Origin of the sequence: Luteolibacter sp. SL250 (genome assembly GCF_026625605.1) — a bacterium.
Taxonomy (GTDB): Bacteria; Verrucomicrobiota; Verrucomicrobiia; order Verrucomicrobiales; family Akkermansiaceae; genus Luteolibacter.
The window spans coordinates 1,777,211-1,794,032 of sequence record NZ_CP113054.1; the positions used below are offsets into that span (position 1 = coordinate 1,777,211).

18 protein-coding genes are annotated in these 16,822 nt (G+C 62.6%); 15 read left to right on the forward strand and 3 right to left on the reverse strand.

Annotation, left to right across the window (positions count from 1 at the left end):
* Positions 1-295: 295 nt before the first annotated feature.
* From OVA24_RS07855 to OVA24_RS07895, 9 genes are all read left to right on the forward strand, one after another.
* Positions 296-1,048, forward strand: a complete 753-nt coding sequence (locus OVA24_RS07855) for a succinate dehydrogenase/fumarate reductase iron-sulfur subunit (protein WP_267674649.1) — start codon at positions 296-298, stop codon at positions 1,046-1,048.
* A 74-nt stretch (positions 1,049-1,122) separates the two neighbouring features.
* The gene (msrB, locus tag OVA24_RS07860; protein WP_267674650.1) at positions 1,123-1,677 is read left to right on the forward strand and encodes a peptide-methionine (R)-S-oxide reductase MsrB; all 555 of its coding nucleotides are present in this window, start codon (positions 1,123-1,125) and stop codon (positions 1,675-1,677) included.
* Positions 1,678-2,169: 492 nt separating this feature from the next.
* Entirely contained in the window at positions 2,170-4,029 is a 1,860-nt protein-coding gene (locus tag OVA24_RS07865; RefSeq protein WP_267674651.1) for an ABC transporter ATP-binding protein, read from the forward strand.
* Positions 4,026-5,891, forward strand: a complete 1,866-nt coding sequence (locus OVA24_RS07870) for an ABC transporter ATP-binding protein (RefSeq protein ID WP_267674652.1) — start codon at positions 4,026-4,028, stop codon at positions 5,889-5,891. The genes OVA24_RS07865 and OVA24_RS07870 overlap by 4 nt, the downstream gene beginning before the upstream one ends.
* A gap of 16 nt (positions 5,892-5,907) precedes the next feature.
* A complete protein-coding gene (locus OVA24_RS07875) occupies positions 5,908-6,471 on the forward strand; it encodes a hypothetical protein (RefSeq protein ID WP_267674653.1) in 564 nt (187 codons plus the stop codon).
* 58 nt (positions 6,472-6,529) lie between these two features.
* A complete protein-coding gene (locus OVA24_RS07880) occupies positions 6,530-7,207 on the forward strand; it encodes an NlpC/P60 family protein (protein ID WP_267674654.1) in 678 nt (225 codons plus the stop codon).
* A 230-nt stretch (positions 7,208-7,437) separates the two neighbouring features.
* A complete protein-coding gene (locus tag OVA24_RS07885; RefSeq protein ID WP_267674655.1) occupies positions 7,438-8,040 on the forward strand; it encodes an NUDIX hydrolase in 603 nt (200 codons plus the stop codon).
* A 12-nt stretch (positions 8,041-8,052) separates the two neighbouring features.
* Positions 8,053-8,592, forward strand: coding sequence for a 5' nucleotidase, NT5C type (locus OVA24_RS07890; protein WP_267674656.1), 540 nt, complete (start codon positions 8,053-8,055; stop codon positions 8,590-8,592).
* A gap of 336 nt (positions 8,593-8,928) precedes the next feature.
* Positions 8,929-9,093, forward strand: coding sequence for a hypothetical protein (locus OVA24_RS07895; protein ID WP_267674657.1), 165 nt, complete (start codon positions 8,929-8,931; stop codon positions 9,091-9,093).
* Positions 9,094-9,116: 23 nt separating this feature from the next.
* On the opposite strand, the gene OVA24_RS07900 is transcribed toward OVA24_RS07895, so the two are convergent.
* Complete coding sequence (locus OVA24_RS07900; protein ID WP_267674658.1) at positions 9,117-9,521, reverse strand: DUF4279 domain-containing protein; 405 nt, start codon at positions 9,519-9,521, stop codon at positions 9,117-9,119.
* Between the two features lie 21 nt (positions 9,522-9,542).
* Positions 9,543-10,517, reverse strand: a complete 975-nt coding sequence (locus tag OVA24_RS07905; protein ID WP_267674659.1) for an ABC transporter ATP-binding protein — start codon at positions 10,515-10,517, stop codon at positions 9,543-9,545.
* Between the two features lie 111 nt (positions 10,518-10,628).
* Here OVA24_RS07905 and OVA24_RS07910 point away from each other — a divergent pair, with 111 nt between their 5' ends.
* The 4 genes from OVA24_RS07910 to OVA24_RS07925 all read left to right on the forward strand — a co-directional run bounded on the left by OVA24_RS07910 (position 10,629) and on the right by OVA24_RS07925 (position 14,343).
* Positions 10,629-11,039, forward strand: coding sequence for a hypothetical protein (locus OVA24_RS07910; protein WP_267674660.1), 411 nt, complete (start codon positions 10,629-10,631; stop codon positions 11,037-11,039).
* A gap of 123 nt (positions 11,040-11,162) precedes the next feature.
* Complete coding sequence (locus OVA24_RS07915; RefSeq protein WP_267674661.1) at positions 11,163-12,194, forward strand: zinc-dependent alcohol dehydrogenase; 1,032 nt, start codon at positions 11,163-11,165, stop codon at positions 12,192-12,194.
* Between the two features lie 43 nt (positions 12,195-12,237).
* Positions 12,238-13,020: an SDR family NAD(P)-dependent oxidoreductase gene (locus tag OVA24_RS07920; RefSeq protein ID WP_267674662.1), complete on the forward strand. Its 783-nt coding sequence runs from the start codon at positions 12,238-12,240 to the stop codon at positions 13,018-13,020.
* 213 nt (positions 13,021-13,233) lie between these two features.
* Positions 13,234-14,343, forward strand: coding sequence for a nucleoid-associated protein (locus tag OVA24_RS07925; RefSeq protein WP_267674663.1), 1,110 nt, complete (start codon positions 13,234-13,236; stop codon positions 14,341-14,343).
* A gap of 143 nt (positions 14,344-14,486) precedes the next feature.
* On the opposite strand, the gene OVA24_RS07930 is transcribed toward OVA24_RS07925, so the two are convergent.
* Positions 14,487-14,966: a hypothetical protein gene (locus OVA24_RS07930; protein WP_267674664.1), complete on the reverse strand. Its 480-nt coding sequence runs from the start codon at positions 14,964-14,966 to the stop codon at positions 14,487-14,489.
* 110 nt (positions 14,967-15,076) lie between these two features.
* Between OVA24_RS07930 and OVA24_RS07935 the strand changes: the two genes are divergently transcribed.
* Positions 15,077-15,841: an NYN domain-containing protein gene (locus OVA24_RS07935; protein ID WP_267674665.1), complete on the forward strand. Its 765-nt coding sequence runs from the start codon at positions 15,077-15,079 to the stop codon at positions 15,839-15,841.
* 50 nt (positions 15,842-15,891) lie between these two features.
* Entirely contained in the window at positions 15,892-16,791 is a 900-nt protein-coding gene (locus OVA24_RS07940) for an ADP-ribosylglycohydrolase family protein (RefSeq protein WP_267674666.1), read from the forward strand.
* Positions 16,792-16,822 lie beyond the last annotated feature (31 nt).

The window sequence follows — 16,822 nt, forward strand, 5'->3', positions numbered from 1 at the left end:
TTATCCCCGGGAAAAACCCAAAAACCCAAAGGGATGCTCAATCGGGCCGCCTGCTGGTGTCGCGCGACGGCGGGAAATAATCATGGATCCGGATTTGGGTCAAGACATTTTTAAGGTAATTTTCCAGATTTTTTCACGCCGTTGAGAACGGGTTTCAACAGGGGATGCGACTGAGTTTTTCATCCCATGAAAATGATTTTTGTCCTAGTCGCGGGGGGAAAGGTGCTTACGTTGGAACCGCAGAGCGGACCCGCCGTTTTACGAAACGAAGGTCCGGAAACGCATAGCATTCCCCATGAATCTCACGCTCAAAGTTTGGCGCCAGCCGGGTCCGCAGGCACAGGGTAAAATTGAGACCTACGAAGCGAAAAACATCCCGTCCGAGGCGTCTTTCCTCGAGATGCTGGACATCGTCAACGAGCGGATCATCGAGGACGGGGGCGAGCCGATCCATTTCGACCACGACTGCCGCGAAGGCATCTGCGGCGCGTGTTCCCTGACCATCAACGGCATCCCGCACGGCAAGGACAAGGCGGTGACCACCTGCCAACTCCACATGCGGAAGTTCGCGGACAACGACACCATCTGGATCGAGCCGTTCCGTGCGAATCCTTTCCCGGTCATCCGCGACCTGATCGTGGACCGCAGCGCCTTCGACCGGATCATCGCCTCCGGTGGTTATGTGGATGTCCGGACCGGCTCCGCCGTGGACGCGAACTCCCTGCCGATCCCGAAGCCGGACGCGGACTCTGCGTTCGACGCCGCCGCGTGCATCGGCTGCGGTGCTTGTGTGGCCGCCTGCAAGAATGCGTCCGCCATGCTTTTCGTCTCCGCGAAGGTGTCCCACCTGGGCCACCTGCCGCAGGGCCAGCCAGAGCGCGACAAGCGCGTGCTGGCCATGGTCCGCCAGATGGACTCCGAAGGCTTCGGCAACTGCACCAACCAATACGAGTGCGAGGCCGCCTGCCCGAAGGAGATCAGCGTGGACCACATCGCGCGGATGAACCGCGACTTCACCAAGGCGGTCGCCGCGGAGCAGTTCGCGTGATTTCCGCGGATCCGGAAGGATTTTCTGGAAGAGGACGTAATAAGGTGTCTCTTAAGGGAAACCCCGTTCAATCCATGAAATCCGCCCGCAGACTCACCGCCCTGATTTTCTCGCTTGCGATCCTGTCCTGCAACGCGAAAGAACCAGTTATGGAAACGAGCAAGGAAGCTCCCGCTGAACCCACCGGCAAGGTCGAGAAGACTGATGAGGAGTGGAAGAAGGAACTGACTCCGGAGCAGTACCGCATCCTCCGCCAGGCCGGGACGGAAGCCGCCAACGGCGCGGTTTACAAGGAGTTCAAGCACCAGGGCGAGGGCTCCTACCACTGTGCCGGTTGCGGCGCGCTGCTTTTCTCCTCCAAGGAAAAATTCGACTCCAACTGCGGCTGGCCGTCCTTCTATGACCCGGCCAAGGCGCAGAACGTGAAGACGAAAAAGGACATCTCCCACGGCATGATCCGGGTTGAGGTCGTCTGCGCGAAGTGCGACGGCCACCTCGGCCACGTCTTTGAGGGTGAGGGATTCAACACCCCCACCGACAAGCGCTACTGCATCAACGGTGGCGGCCTCGTCTTCGTCCCCGCGAAGAAGGACGGCGCTGCGGAGAAGAAGGAAGAGAAGAAGCCCTGAGCATTAGTATCGTGGAGTAGCGGAAGTCGTGAGACCTCCGGTTGGGGGGAATTCCTTTGGGAACTGAGGCCGTTTGGCAGGTGGTGGATCCACCCCGCCGAAGCTCTCACGAGCTTCGCTACGCCTCTTGCGAGCTTCGCTCCGGATTGGGAAAGTCCTTTTGGGAACCGGAGCGATCTTGCTGGGTGGATCCACCCCGCCGAATCTCTCACGAGCTTCGCTACGCCATTCCGTAAATTCCCTTGCCGTCCCCCGGCCGGGGATGTTAGGCGTTTCCTCCATCCGCTGGTTTGCGGATTTCCCGCGTTATGAAATCCTTCCGCTATCATCTCAACCGAGGCATCTGGTTCCCAGGTGCGGGCGTTGTCTGACAGGCAGGACGTGTTTCCTCCCAGGCTCGCCGGAATCGAAAGAAGCGAGCTGAGTGTCTGATGATTGTCTGGACCGGCCCGCTCTCCCCCGAGCGGGTTTTTGTTTTTCCAGTCTCATCCCATGACCTCACCTCCACCAACGACCCCTCCCAACGAAGGCAGGCGCGCCGCCGCCCTGTTGTGGAAGTTCATGCACGGCTTCCGCGGACGCTATGCGAAGGCGATCGCGGCGTTGTTTGTCTTCACGGTCATCAACTACATGACGCCGCTGGTGGGTGGCGCGACCATCGACTTCGCCCTTTCCGGAAAGACTCCTGACGGGGGCCTGGGCAGCCGGGTCATCCATCTGCTCGGCGGGCCGGAGTTCGTGTCCGGGCGGTTGTGGCTGCCCGCGCTGGTCATGGTGGCGCTGACGGTCTGCGCGGGTGCGTTCAGCTACCTGAAGGGCCGCTTCGCCGCGGAGGCGTCCGATGGCATCGCCCGCCGATTGAAGGACCGGCTCTACGACCACCTGCAGCGGCTGCCGGTATCCTACCATGACCGCGCGGAGACGGGCGACCTCATCCAGCGCTGCACGTCCGATGTGGAGACGCTGCGGATGGCCCTGTCCATGCAGGTGGTGGACATCAGCAACGCGCTGCTGCTGCTGCTGACCGCCGTGCCGGTGATGGTGATGCTGGACGGGCGGATGACGCTCATTTCCTTCGCCCTGGTAGGGCCCATCGTCCTGTTCGGCTACTTCTACGTCGGCCGGGTGAAGCACCTGTTCCGGGAGATGGCGGAGGCGGAGGGCGTGGTGACGAAGACGGTGCAGGAGAACCTGACCGGGCTGCGGGTGGTGCGTGCCTTCGCCCGGCAGGAGTTCGAGGTCGCGAAGTTCGCCGTGCCGAACGCGGACTACCGCGACCGCAGCCTGCGCCTGCTGAAGCTGATGGCGTGGTACTGGTCCATCTCCGATCTGGTCGTGCTCATCCAGCAGGGCCTGGCGCTGTTCGCGGGCGCGTGGTTCATTTCACAGGGCACTCTTTCCGTGGGCACGCTGTTCACCTTCATCATGTTCCTCAACATGCTGCTGTGGCCGGTGCGGCAGATGGGCCGGACGCTGACGGACCTCGGCAAGTCGGTGGTGGCGCTGAACCGGATGGGGGAAATCCTTTCCGTGCCGGAGGAGTCGAAGCCCGCAGGCGATGGAAAGCCCGCGGGACCGGTGTCGGGCCGCATCCAGGCGACGGATATCGTCTTCGCCCACGGCGGGGAGTCCGCCGCGGTGAATGGCATTTCCTTCACGGTGGAACCAGGGGAGACGCTGGCTATCGTGGGGCCGTCCGGCTCCGGGAAGTCCACGCTCTTCCACCTGCTGCTGCGGCTGTATGATCCGGAGTCCGGAACCATCACCTTCGACGGGCGGGATGTCAGCGGGCTGGAACGCCAGTGGCTGCGCTCCCAGTTCGGCGTGGTGATGCAGGAACCGTTCCTCTACTCGAAGACCATCGGCGAGAACATCCGCTTCGGCAGGAGCAGCGCGGGTGACGATGACATCCGGCAGGCGGCCAGACTTGCGGACATCCATGACACCATCTCCGGATTTTCCGACAGCTACTCGACGCTGGTCGGTGAGCGGGGCGTGACCCTCTCCGGCGGCCAGCGGCAGCGGGTGGCGCTGGCGCGCGCCCTCGTGCGGGATGCTCCGGTGCTGTTGCTGGACGACGCACTGAGCGCCGTGGACGCGGAGACGGAGGCCACCATTCTCGACGCGCTGCGCGGCCGCCACGGGCGGAAGACCACGCTGGTCATCGCCCACCGGCTTTCCACCCTCATGCACGCGGACCGCGTCATCGTCCTTACGGACGGACGCATCATCCAGCAGGGGACCCACGCGGAACTGCTGGCGGAAGACGGCCTCTACCGCAGGCTGTGGGAGATCCAGACCTCCACCGAAGAAGAAACGGCGCCGGACGGCGCGACCCATTCCACACCATGAAAGACGAACCCCAGGAAGATGTGTTCAGCTCCAGGCTCGACCTGCGGCTGTGGGGCCGGCTGTTCCGCCACGCGCTGCCGCACCGCAGGCTGCTGGTGCCGCTGGCGGTCTCCGCCATCCTCATCGCCATCTGCGACGCGAGCTTCGCGCTCGTCACCCGCTGGGCGGTGGACTCCGTGGTGGCGGGTGGTGGCATCGTGTCCCTGCGGCTGCCCGCGGTGGCGTATGGTGTGCTGGCGGTGGCGCTGGCCGGAGGAGTGTGGCTTTTCATCAACTCCGCCGGCGGCCTGTCGAACAACATGAGCCATGACATCCGCAAGGAGGCGTTCCAGCGGCTGCAGGAACTGGAGTTGGCGTACTTCGACCACCGGCCGACGGGTTGGCTCATCTCCCGCCTGACGTCCGACTGTGACAAGCTCGCGCGGATCATTTCCTGGGGCACGCTGGATCTGCTGTGGGCGTTCTGCCTGGTGCTGCTCATCGCCGTGGTGCTGCTGGTCCTGCATCCGGTGCTGGGCCTGCTGGTGCTGTCCGTGGTGCCGCCGCTGGTGGTCATCAGCGCCGTGTTCCAGAAGAAGCTGCTGCTGAGCTCCCGCGAGACGCGGAAATACAACTCCCTCGTCACCGCCTCCTTCGCGGAGTCCCTGCAAGGCCTGCGGACCAGCAAGTCGCTGGTGCGGGAGCGGGAGAACGCCGCCGAGTTCCAGGTCCAGTCCACGGCCATGTATGAGGTGTCCATCCGCAATGCGCTGCAGTCCGCGGTGTATATCCCCATCGTGCTCACGCTGGGCAGCGTGGCGGCGGGCATCGCCCTGTGGCGCGGTGGCTCCCATGTCATGGCGGGAACGCTGACGCTGGGCACGCTGGTGGCTTTCATCACGTATGCCGGACAGTTCTTCAACCCCATCAACCAGATCGCGCAGACGCTGGTGAACATGCAGGGCGCGCAGGCGGCGGGGGAGCGCGTGCTCAGCCTGCTGGCCACGGTGCCCGGCATCCGCGACAGCGATGATGTGAAGGCACGGCTGGAGAAATGGAGCGATCCGCAGAGCCGTCCGCCCGGCATGGCACCGGACGGTCATCCCGCCGGCATCGGCAGGATCGCTTTCGAGAAAGTTGCGTTTTCCTATGAGACCGGGGAGCAGGTGCTGGATGGCTTTGACCTGGTGGTGGAAGCCGGGCAGACCATCGCCCTGGTGGGCGCGAGCGGTGGTGGAAAGAGCACCATCGTCAACCTCGCCGCACGCTTCTATGAGCCGACGGGCGGACACATCACCGTGGACGGCATCGACCTGCGGGAGCGGTCGCTCGCGTGGTATCACTCGAACCTCGGCATCGTCCTCCAGAGTCCGCACCTGTTCAGCGGGACGGTGCGGGAGAACATCCGCTACGGAAGGCCGTCCGCGTCCGACCGGGAGGTGGAGGAGGCGGCCGGAAAGGTGAATGCGGACGCCTTCATCCGCGCGCTGGAGCACGGCTATGACACGGACGTGGGGGAGGGCGGCAACCGCCTTTCCACCGGGCAGAAGCAGCTCATCTCCTTCGCCCGCGCGCTGCTGGCGGATCCGCAGATCTTCATCATGGATGAGGCGACGTCCTCGATCGATACCGAAACGGAGCGGCTGATCCAGCAGGGATTGGAGGCCATCTTCCACGGACGCATCAGCTTCGTCATCGCCCACCGTCTGTCCACCATCCGTGGGGCGGACCGTATCCTGGTGATCGAGAAAGGACGCATCATGGAAAGCGGCAGCCACCGGGAACTGATGGCGGCGAAGGGCCACTACCACGGGCTCTACACCCGGCAGCTCCTCCAGGAAAAACGGGAAAGTGTCGTGGGCCCGGTGGCTTCCGTGATATGATGATCCTACTGCCGGTATGATCACGCTGCTACTTCCGAAGATCCAACCGCGCCAAGCCTGGCTGATGGCGAAGATGGCTGTCGCGGGTGCGCTGGTGAGCGGGTGCTATGGCATCCTCCATGACCAGATCACCTACACCATCTCCCCGGAGTATTTCACCCGCTTCAAGTTCGACCAGTTCCGTGCGGCGGACTTCGGCTTGCATGAACGGATCTTCGTCGCGGAGATCGGCTTTCTCGCCACCTGGTGGGTCGGGTTTTTCGCAGGCTGGTTCCTCGGGCGCATCGCCGTTCCGGCATGGCCGGCGGGAGTGGCATGGAGGAAGGTCGGCCAGGGCTTTTTGTTGGTTTTCGCCGCAGCCGCAGCGGCGGGAGCCTTCGGCTGGCTCCTCGGGCTGATCCAGGATGGAACCGGTGCGCGGTGGGTGGAGATGTGCGCGGAGCTGGGCGTGGAGGATGTCAGGGCGTTCACCCATGTGGGCTATATCCACAATGCGGGCTACATGGGAGGTCTGATCGGGCTGGTGGTTGCCATTCTCTGGATGCGCGAAAAGCGGGATAAGCGGATCGGCGGAAAATAGTGCCTGCCATCGGAGGGGGAGCCGTTAGAGTCCGGCCAACAAGATCCCCCCGCTCCTGATGCTCCGTTTTCTCGTTCCTGTTGTCCTGCCTTTCCTCCTTCTCTCATGCGCGCCGAAAGCCACCCCCGGAAAGGCGATGGAGATCGCCCTCCTCTACAAGCAGCTCGAGTGGCAGCCGGAAGCCCACCACGTGCGGCATGGCAAAGACTCCAGGGGCATCCGCGTGGACACGCCGGACACCTCCCTGATCCATCACGGCGAGCGCGGCGGATGGTGGGTGCCGGGAAAACCGGCGAGGAGCATGCCCTACAAGTGGGGCGGATTCGACACTCCGGAATCCTTCCTCAAGGGGCTGGAGGACGGAAAGAAAGCCGGTGACGTGGCGACCAAATGGAAACGGGAGCACGGAGACGCGGTGGTGAGCGCGGAAAGCGTGGGGATCGACTGCTCCGGATTCGTCTCCCGTTGCTGGATGCTGCCGCGGCCCTACTCCACCCGGGAGCTTCCCTCCATCTGCGCACCGCTGCAGTCGTGGGATGAGCTGCGGACCGGTGACATCCTGCTGAAGGAGGGTCACGTGATACTTTTCGAAAAATGGAGCGATGACCGCACTGAAATCGTCGGCTATGAAGCGGGGCCGAAGCCCTTCTGGCGGGTGAATGCCTGCGGCATCCTCAAGTCACGCCTCATCCGCGAGGGCTACCACCCGTGGCGATACCGCTACATGAAGGAGTAAGGAGGGAGGACACTCTTGTCCTCCGGCGGCATTGGCTAAGTAAGAAGGAGAGGTTTTCAGTGTTCACTTTTCAGGAAAGAAAGAAAGCGGACCGCGAATTTTGCGAATCCAGCGAATCTTAAAGAGATTCATTTCTTTTCTTGGCGCCCCTGGCGTCTTGGTGGTGAGTCTTTCCTGATTCGCCAATGCCGACGGTGGACAGGAGTGTCCACCCTCCTTACTCTCTTCCAGTGAGTAATCTGTTGGAATTCGCACGGGAGTTGGCGGCCATCGGCCAGGCGGGGATCACCTACTCGAAGGATCCGTATGACCGGGAGCGGTTCGTGCGGCTGCGGGAGATGGCGGGGGAGTTGCTGGCGCTGCCGGACTACTCGCCGGATTTCAAATGGCCGGACGAGATCGGTTACGACACGCCGAAGGTGGATGTGCGGGCGGTGGTGTTCCGCGGCAGTGAGATCCTGCTCATCAAGGAGGCGGCCACCGGTCTATGGACGCTGCCGGGCGGCTGGGCGGATGTGAACATCTCCCCGGCGGAGAATGCGGAAAAGGAATGCCGGGAGGAAAGCGGCTACATCGTGAAGGCGACCCGCATCGTTTCCGTCATCGACAAGGAACGCGCGGGCTACGCGCCGAATGCGAATGCCATCTACAAGATCTTCTTCCTCTGCGACCTCATCGGCGGTGAGCCGACGACCAGCCATGAAAGCCTCGGCGTCGGGTTCTTCGACATCGACGCGCTGCCGCCGCTCGATCCGCACCGTGGCCGTGAGGTCGATATCCGCGACGCCTACGCCCGCCACCTGGACCCCACGCTGCAGCCCGTCTTCAACTGAGCTTCTTTTCCCATGAAACGACAGCGCATCGCGATTGATATGGATGAAGTGATGGCGGACACGCTGGCGAAGCGGCTGGCCATCTACCGCACGGAGTTCGGTGAGGAGTTGCTGCGGGAGTCCCTCCACGGAGTGGATATCTACGACGCCATCAGCGAGGAGCGCCGGGAAGCGGTGCGCGCCCAGCTTTTCATTCCCGGCTTCTTCCGGGAGATCCCCGTGATGGAAGGGGCCGCGGAAACCATCCGTGACCTGCTGGAACACCATGAGGTCTTCATCGCCACCGCGGCGATGGAGTATCCGCACTCTTTCACGGAGAAGTATGGATGGATCAAGGAGCACCTGCCTTTTTTCCCGGACCACAACATCGTCTTCTGCGGGGACAAGAGCATCATCCACGCGGACTTCCTCATCGATGACTCCCCGCGCCACTTCGAACGCTTCGCGGGGCAGGGGATCCTGTTCGACGCCCCGCACAACGCGAAGGAGGACAGGTATCCGCGTGTGGGGAATTGGTCGGAGGTGAGGATGCGGTTTCTGGGTGAGCCGTAAGGGGGAAGGTGGCTTCCGCGGATATGGCATGACATTCCGCGTCATATGTCATGTTATGTGCGGACGATGCCTGAAGACCTGAAATGGAAGCCGCAGCGAGTTTCACCTCAGTTCCCGCAACCTCTGGAGGAGTCGCGGGTCCGGGAGGTGCGTCGTCGGCGTCGCTCGCGTTCCGGTGGAAACATCCCCTCAGCCTACTACTGGGTCAGGATTATGGCGTGGCTGGTCCTCGTTCCGGGCTCGCTTTTCGGCATGCTCCTGCTGTTCCGATTGGTCGCCGGGGATGTCGGGGCTCTGGAACCGTTCTTTCTCTTGTTAGGGCTGGACATTATGTTCATGATCATCCCTCCGATCGGCGTGCTGCTGCGGAGACGGTGGGGATTTTATCTGGGAATCATCTCGAATGGGTTGCTGCTGCTCTGCTTCCCCATTGGCACCATCATCGGTGGCTTCACGATGAAGGCGTTCCTTGATTCGAAGGAAGCCTTCGGGGTGCGGTGACGGGGAAGATCCCGCGGCTCCCATCATTCAAGGTAGGAGTCGACGTCGATCGACGCGTTGATCGAGTTCAGGAACTGGATCACGCGCGTTGAGAAACCGAGCGCGGCCATTGGAGTCTCTTCATCGGTCGGGACATACAGCACCATCTGGAGGGTGGCTTCCGCCTGGTGTTCCTTCATCGCGGCAGCCAGGTGCCCGGCATGGGGGGAGAGCAGGTCAACGAGGTCTTCGGACAGCTTGTAGACGTCCACATAGGTGCCGGTGCTTTCCGCTGTGCCATAACTCACGTATGAGCACCGTGGGAGGCGTCGCTCGGGATTGAAGGAATCCTTGTTGGCGGCCTCGTCGGGCCGGAGGGGCACGGAAGCGGTGAACCGGTCCACGTCGAAGTCCCCGTGGATGCGAAGGTAGATGTAGCCGGGGGTCATGCGGCGGAGCGTCTCCAGTCTTCACTTCGCCAGACACCCGGGGCAGTCCTGGGCGTAGTGTCCGGCGGTGATCTCGCTGAGCGGCGGGACGGTCTTCAGGCACAGGTCGGGATTCCCGATGCGGTTGCGCGGCTGGAAGGAACAACCGGCGGGCGGGTTGCTCATGTCCGGAGGCAGGCCGGGGATGGTGTAGAGCGGCTCGCCCTTCGGCTGCGCGGCGGGGATGGATTTCAGCAGGGAGCGCGTGTAGGCATGCAGCGGGTTGCGGAAAAGCTCGTCCTTCGGCGCGGTTTCAACGATGCGTCCGGCATACATCACATTGATGTGGTCGCACATTTCGGACACCACGGCGAGGTCGTGCGTGATGAAGACCACGGCGGTGCCCAGCTTCCGCTGGCGGTCGCGGATGAGGTCCAGCACCTGCTTCTGCACGGTGACGTCCAGCGCGGTCGTCGGCTCATCGCAGATGAGGAGTTCCGGCCGGGTGATGAGGGCCATGGCGATCATCACGCGCTGGCGCATGCCGCCGGAAAATTCGTGCGGGTAGGAATGGATGCGTTCCTCCGCATTCGGGATGCCAACTTCCTCCAGCGCCTGGATCGCCCGGTGCAGCGCGGGCTTTCCCGTGAGATTCTCATGCAGCGCCAGCGGCTCCGTGAGCTGCGCGCTGATCTTCATGAAGGGATTCAGCGAGGTCATCGGGTCCTGGAAGATCATCGAGATGCGCTTGCCGCGGATCTTGCGGAGCTGGTCCTCGGACGCCTTCAGCAGGTCCGTCTTGTCAAAGATCGCCTCGCCGGAGTGGATGCGCCCCGGAGGCTGCGGGATGAGGCCCAGCAGCGAGTAGCAGGTGACGCTTTTCCCCGACCCGGACTCACCCACGATGCCGAGCGTCTGTCCCTTCTCCACGGTGAAGGAAACATCCTCCACCGCATGGACGATGCCGTTGCGCGTGTGGAACCGGGTGGTGAGGTGGCGTACGTCGAGGAGCGGCATTGGAGAATCGCGGGTAGCGTAGCGCGGATGGGTCGGGATGGAAACGGGAAATGAAAGGGAGTCCACTGGTTGCTTGTGCAGTCTCTTATGCGTGTGATGAAGTTTGACGGTATGAAGCACCTGAGCTTGATGATCGCAAAATCCAGTTTGGTCTATCTTACGGTCGTCAGTGTGTTGGGCTATATTTTTCCCGTGGCGAAGATCACTGTCACCCGGGGTGTATTGGATGCCTTTCTACTGCTCGCCGTGGTGGGGATTTTCATGTCGAAACCGGCTGTCAGAATCACAGCGGCGGTGGCTGGAGTGGTCAATGCGGCGGGCTTCGTGTATGAATTTGACCCATTTCTCAGGGTCGCTCTTTCCGGGGTTGGCAGCATCACCATACTCATTGGCCCTTGGAGTATTCCCGGTCCTCCAGGTGTGCTGTTGGCTGTGATTCCCTTCGTGCTATCGTTCGTCTCCTGCATCTTCGTGATCTTCTATGCGGAGCGGGAACTGGGCGACTCCGGGGCGGCCGGCTGAGTTTCAATGATCGCCCGATGGGAGGAGGAACCTAAGGGGGGATGTGCGCAGAATGGCGGCTGGAAACCTCTTCCACGGCCTCTTGACCTCCCGTCCCCTCCCTTCCAGACTTCCGTCACGCCCATGAAAGCTCTCCTTCTGACCGCACCATCGACTTTCGAGTTCACCGAGTTCCCGACGCCCACTCCCGGCAACGGCGAGGTGCTCATCGACATCCAGGCCTGCGGGGTCTGCGGCAGCGACATCCACGGTATGGACGGCCGCAGCGGCCGCCGCATCCCGCCGATCGTGATGGGCCATGAGTCCGCCGGCATTGTGTCGGAACTGGGCGAGGGCGTGACCGACTGGAAAGTGGGCGACCGCATCACCTGGGACTCCACGGAGTTCTGCGGCGATTGTCCCGAGTGCGGAGCGGGGAATTTCAACCTGTGCGCGAACCGGAAGGTGCTGGGCGTTTCCTGCGGCGACTACCGCCGCCACGGCTGCTTCGCGGAGAAAGTCGTGCTGCCGACCCGCATCCTCCACCGCATCCCGGACAGCCTCAGCTTTGAGAAAGCCGCCTTCGCCGAGCCGGTCGCCATCGCCCTGCACGCGGTGAACCTGGCGCCGGCCATCACGGATGAGCCTGCCGTCGTCGTCGGCGCGGGCCTCATCGGCCTGCTGGTCATCCAGTCGCTGAAGGCACGCGGCTGGGCGGAGGTCATCGCCGTGGATCTGGACGACTCCCGCCTGGAACTTGCGAAAAAACTCGGCGCCAGCCATGCTTTCAACGCGAAGCAGGAAAACCTCGCCGCCACCATCAAGGAACTCTGCGGCGGAGACGGCGCGGCCACTTCCTTCGAGGTCGTGGGTGCGGCCGCTCCCATCGACCTGGCCATCCGCTCCCTGCGCAAGGGCGGCACCGCGGTCCTCGTCGGAAACCTCCAGCCGAGCGTGCCATTCCCGCTCCAGGATGTGGTGACCCGCCAGATCTCCGTCAAAGGTTCCTGCGCCTGCGCCGGTGAGTATCCGGAGGCGATCCAGCGCATCGAGGACGGCTCCATTTCCGTCGAGCCGCTGCTCAGCGCGTCCGTCCCGCTTTCCGAAGGCGGCGACTGGTTCGCCCGTCTGGCGAAGAACACCGAAGGCCTGCTCAAGGTCGTGCTGAAGCCCTGATCCTCCCCAATTTCCCAATCCCCAATCATCCATTTCCATTGCCATGTTCGATCTCACAGGACGCACCGCACTTGTCACCGGAGCCAGCCGCGGGCTGGGTGAGCGCTTTGCCATCACGCTGGCGAAAGCCGGAGCCGATCTCGTCGTCACCAGCCGCAGCATCGAGTCGCTGCACAAGATCACCGCGGAGGTGGAGGCGCTGGGCCGCAAGTGCACGCCGGTCGTGCTTGATGTCGGTTCATTCGAGAGCATCCAGGAAGCCGTCGCGAACGTGAAGGCGAAGGTGGAGAAGATCGACATTCTGGTGAACAACGCCGGCTGCAACGTGCGCAAGCCCGCCACCGAGATCACCTGGGACGACTGGAACCTCGTGCTGGACACCAACCTGCGAGGCACGTTCTTCGTCGCCCAGCAGGTGGCGAAGGAATTCATGATCCCGGCGGGCTACGGCCGCATCATCAACATCGGCTCCGTCACCTGTGTGGCGGGCTACGCGGGCCTCGGTCCGTATTGTGCCAGCCGCGGCGGCAGCAAACAGCTCACCATGAGCCTGGCGGATGACTGGGGCATCCACGGCATCACCGTGAACTGCCTGGCTCCGGGATGGTTCAAGACGGCGCAGAACGCCGTGATGTATGAGAATGAGGAATGGGTGGAGTACCTCAGCGACCGCATCCCGCTCAAGCGTCCCGGCGCCACCGGCGACCTCGACGGCCCGGTCGTGTTCCTTTCCTCCGAGGAGAGCCGCTACATCACCGGCCAACTCCTGCTGGTGGATGGCGGCATTTCCGTCGGCGCCACCCGCGCGCTGCCGAAGAAGAAGTGACGGGCACCAAACGAAACGCCGAGACGCGGAGGTCGCGGAGAGATGCGCGGAGGGAAAAAGACCGGAATGAAATCTCCGCGTCTCCGCGTCTCCGCGTTTCGTTTCATCTTCATTGAGGACAGGCTGACGCCGCAAAATGAAGGCACGCCGGGAACGCGGACGTTTCCTGTTTCCAAATGCCGGTCGCCGGTTATCGTCCCGGCCCCGCATTCCATGTCCGCAAAGATCCGCTTCACCTCCGCCTCCGCCACCGGTCTCGTCCTTGCCAAAGTCGGCCATCCCCAGCGCGACGAGCCGCTGGAGACCTCGAAGGACGTCTTCAGCATCGGCGAAGAGGACCGGGAGGGATTGACCGCCATTTTCCTGAAGCCGTTCAAGAATCTCCTCGCCCACCGTTTCAGCCACCACACGTCGCTGGAACAGCACGAGATGAACGTCTGCGCCCGCACCATCTTCGCGGATGGGGCCACCTTGCATGAAAAGGGCTGCGAGATCGCCAAGCGGCTCTACGCCAAGTCGAACCACCCCAACATCAAATCCGGTGATCTGTGCATCTCGCTGATCGAGGAGATCGACGTCGATGGCGAGCTGAAGAAAGGCATCTGCATCCTGAAATCGGAGAGCGTGGTGCCGTTCCTGAGCATCTCGACGAAGGACGGGGACCTGCACCTGCACACGGAGCAGGGGATCAACCCGGAGAAGATCGACAAGGGCTGCCTCATCATCGACCACCTGCCGAACAAGGGCTACTACGTCCTCACCTTCGACCGGTCCGGCACGGACTCGCGCTTCTGGGTGCGGGACTTCCTCGGCGTGCTGCCGGTGACCGACCCGTCGTTCCTGACGAAGAACTACACCAACATGGCCGTCGCCTTCCTGGAGAAGGAGAAGAAGGAAAAGAAAGCTTCTTCCTCCGCTGCCCCGGCCGCGGAGCAGGAGGACGATCTGCCGCCATGGGAAACCTCCGGCGCGGAGAAGGACGCCCTCACCTACTTCGAGGAGAAGGAGTCGTTCAGCCTCCACGAATTCGAGGACGAGGTGCTCAAAACCCCGGATGCGAAAAAGCGCTTCGCCGAGCACCGCGCGCAGGTGGAGGAGGAACAGGGACAGCGCTTTGATGATTCCTTCTCCATTTCCAAGAAGGACGTCAGCAAGGTGAAGAAGAAGCTCCAGCAGTCCGTCATGAAACTGGACACCGGTGTGGAGATCCGCCTGAAGCCATCCGCCGTGGCAAAGGCGGACCGCGTGCTGGAACACGGCTTCGACGAAGGGAAGAAAATGAAATTCATCAAGGTCTTCTTCAACGAGGACCTGGGCGAGTGATGGGATGCTTCCCTGAAAAATGGTAGGGCTGCCCGGCCGGGGCTGCCGAAGCTGTAAGCCGCGAGGTCATCGCGCTTTAGTCCCACGATTGGACGTCACCGGCCTGTCCGCCGAAAGCATCGGCGCGCCCGGCGGTCGCGTCCCTACCGCGCTGGGACGGCTGCGCCGTCCGCCGGGGCTGCCGCCGCAGGGTCTTCCTTCTTCGACGGATGGGAGGTCAGTTGCGGGGAGTCGATGAACCAGCTCAACAAAGCCGGTTTCCCGCCGTCGATGAGGTAGGAGAACTTCTCCGTGCCAGTTCCCTTTTCGTAGGTGGTCTTGTATACCAGCCTGACTTCCGTTCCATTGGTTCCGGAGAAGATGGATGAATTCTCGTTTGTGGAGGAAGTGATCTTGCCGAGCTTGTCGTGGACTCCATTCACGAACGCAACCATGTCCTGTTCGGTGACCGTGGCTTTGAGGGCGGCATCCGCCTTCTGATGGATCAGCTCCGGTTTCCCGGTTTCATAGAGGACGTGGAACTCGTCCACCGCCTTTTCCGCATGGGTGATGTTCTCCCGGACGTTGCATGACGAAAGCATGGCTCCGGCCAGGAGGCAGATGGCTGCGAATGGATATTTCATGACATCCAGAGATAGCGCGGTGTGATTGCTTGAGGCAAGGGAATGATGCCACGTCCACCTTCCATGCTCGACCCCGGGCGCATGCCATGGCAGGGATGGTGCCAATCTCCATGCCAGCCATCCCGAATCCCGTATCTTCCGACAGCATCGCCCTCCTCATCGACGCGGACAACTCGCCCGCCGCGAAGGTGGACTTCATCTTTTCTGAACTGGCGGAGCATGGCGTGGTGAACATCCGCCGCGCCTATGGCAACTGGAAGAAACCCGCCCTCGCCGGGTGGGAGCGCGTGCTGCACCAGAACTCCATCCAACCGATGCAGAACTTCGACCTGGTGAAGGGGAAGAACGCGACCGACATGGCGCTGGTCATCGACGCGATGGACATCCTCTACACCAAGGCGGTGACCACTTTCTGCCTGGTGTCCTCGGACAGCGACTTCACACCGCTGATCCAGCGGCTGCGCGCGGATGGAAAGCTGGTTTTCGGCTTCGGCGGGCGCAACACGCCGGACCCGTTCATCGCCAGTTGTTCGAAGTTTTTCTATCTTGAGGACGAGACGAAGGAGGCGACCACCCGGGACAAACCGAAGTCGGACGCGACAAAGCAGCTCAAGGGCAACACCAAACTGATGAACACCCTCCGCAGCGCGGTGAAGACCGCAGAGGAGGACGATGGTTGGGCATCTTTGAGCAGGGTTTCCAACTACATCCGGAATCTAGGCCCGTTCGACCATCGCACCTATGGTTTCAAGAAACTCGTCGATCTGTTCGCCGCCATCGATCTTTTCGAAGTGAGGCAGGATAAGAACGGCGAACAGTCCGCGCCTTCCGTGCGGCTGAAAAATGGCTCGAAGAAAGCACCTGCGGCGAAATGATCCCGTCAGCATGACTTTGACGCGGGGGAGGACGGCGTTAGATTCCACCCATGTCAAACAGCGCGATGGTGACGGGGGCCTTTCTCGGGGATGCGATCAGCCTCGGACCCCACTGGGTCTATGACCAGGAAGAGATCTCCCGCAGGATCGTGGACGCGGAACGCTATCAGGATCCCATTTCGTCCTATCATCCCGGGAAGAAGGCGGGGGACTTCACCCACTACGGGGACCAGGTGCTGGTACTGCTGCGGTATGTCGCGGAGGTCGGAAAATTCGACCTCACCGGCTACGCCGCGGCGTGGCGGGCCTATTGGGAAAGCCCGGCCACCATCAGCTACAGGGACGGCTCCACAAAGGGCACGCTCGCCAATCTGGAGGCCGGAGTGCCGCCGGAGCGGGCCGGGGCGCATTCGCACGATCTTTCCGGCGCGGGCAGGTTCGCGCCGCTGCTTCTCCTCCCGTGGAACGATGATGCGGAGCTGCGTGCCGCTGTCAGGAGCCTGACCGCCTTCACCCACAACCATCCGGATGTCATCTCCGCGGCGGAGTTTTTCGCCACGGTGGCGCTGGCGGTGAAACGGGGCGAGCCGATCCCCGCGGCCCTCCGCAGGGTGGGGCGGGAGCTGGACGGGAATCTGAAGGACTGGCTGGCCGCGGCGGAGGAACACCTCCACTCCGTCGATGGAAATGCCGCCGTGCTGGCGACCCACGGCCTGAGCTGCGACATCGACGGCGGTTTCGCCGGTGTCTGCCACCTGCTTTTGAGATATCCGGATGACCCTGCCATCGCCCTAGTGGAGAACGCCATGGCGGGCGGGGACAGTGCGGCGCGTGCGCTCATCCTGGGCACCATCTACGGAGCAGCGGAACTGACCGGCCAGGTGCCGGCGCATTGGCTCGCGGACCTCAACGCCCGCGCGGAGATCGAGCGGCTCTCCAGCTACTTCTGATAGGGGCCACCGTGCATCCGGCAAAGGTGCG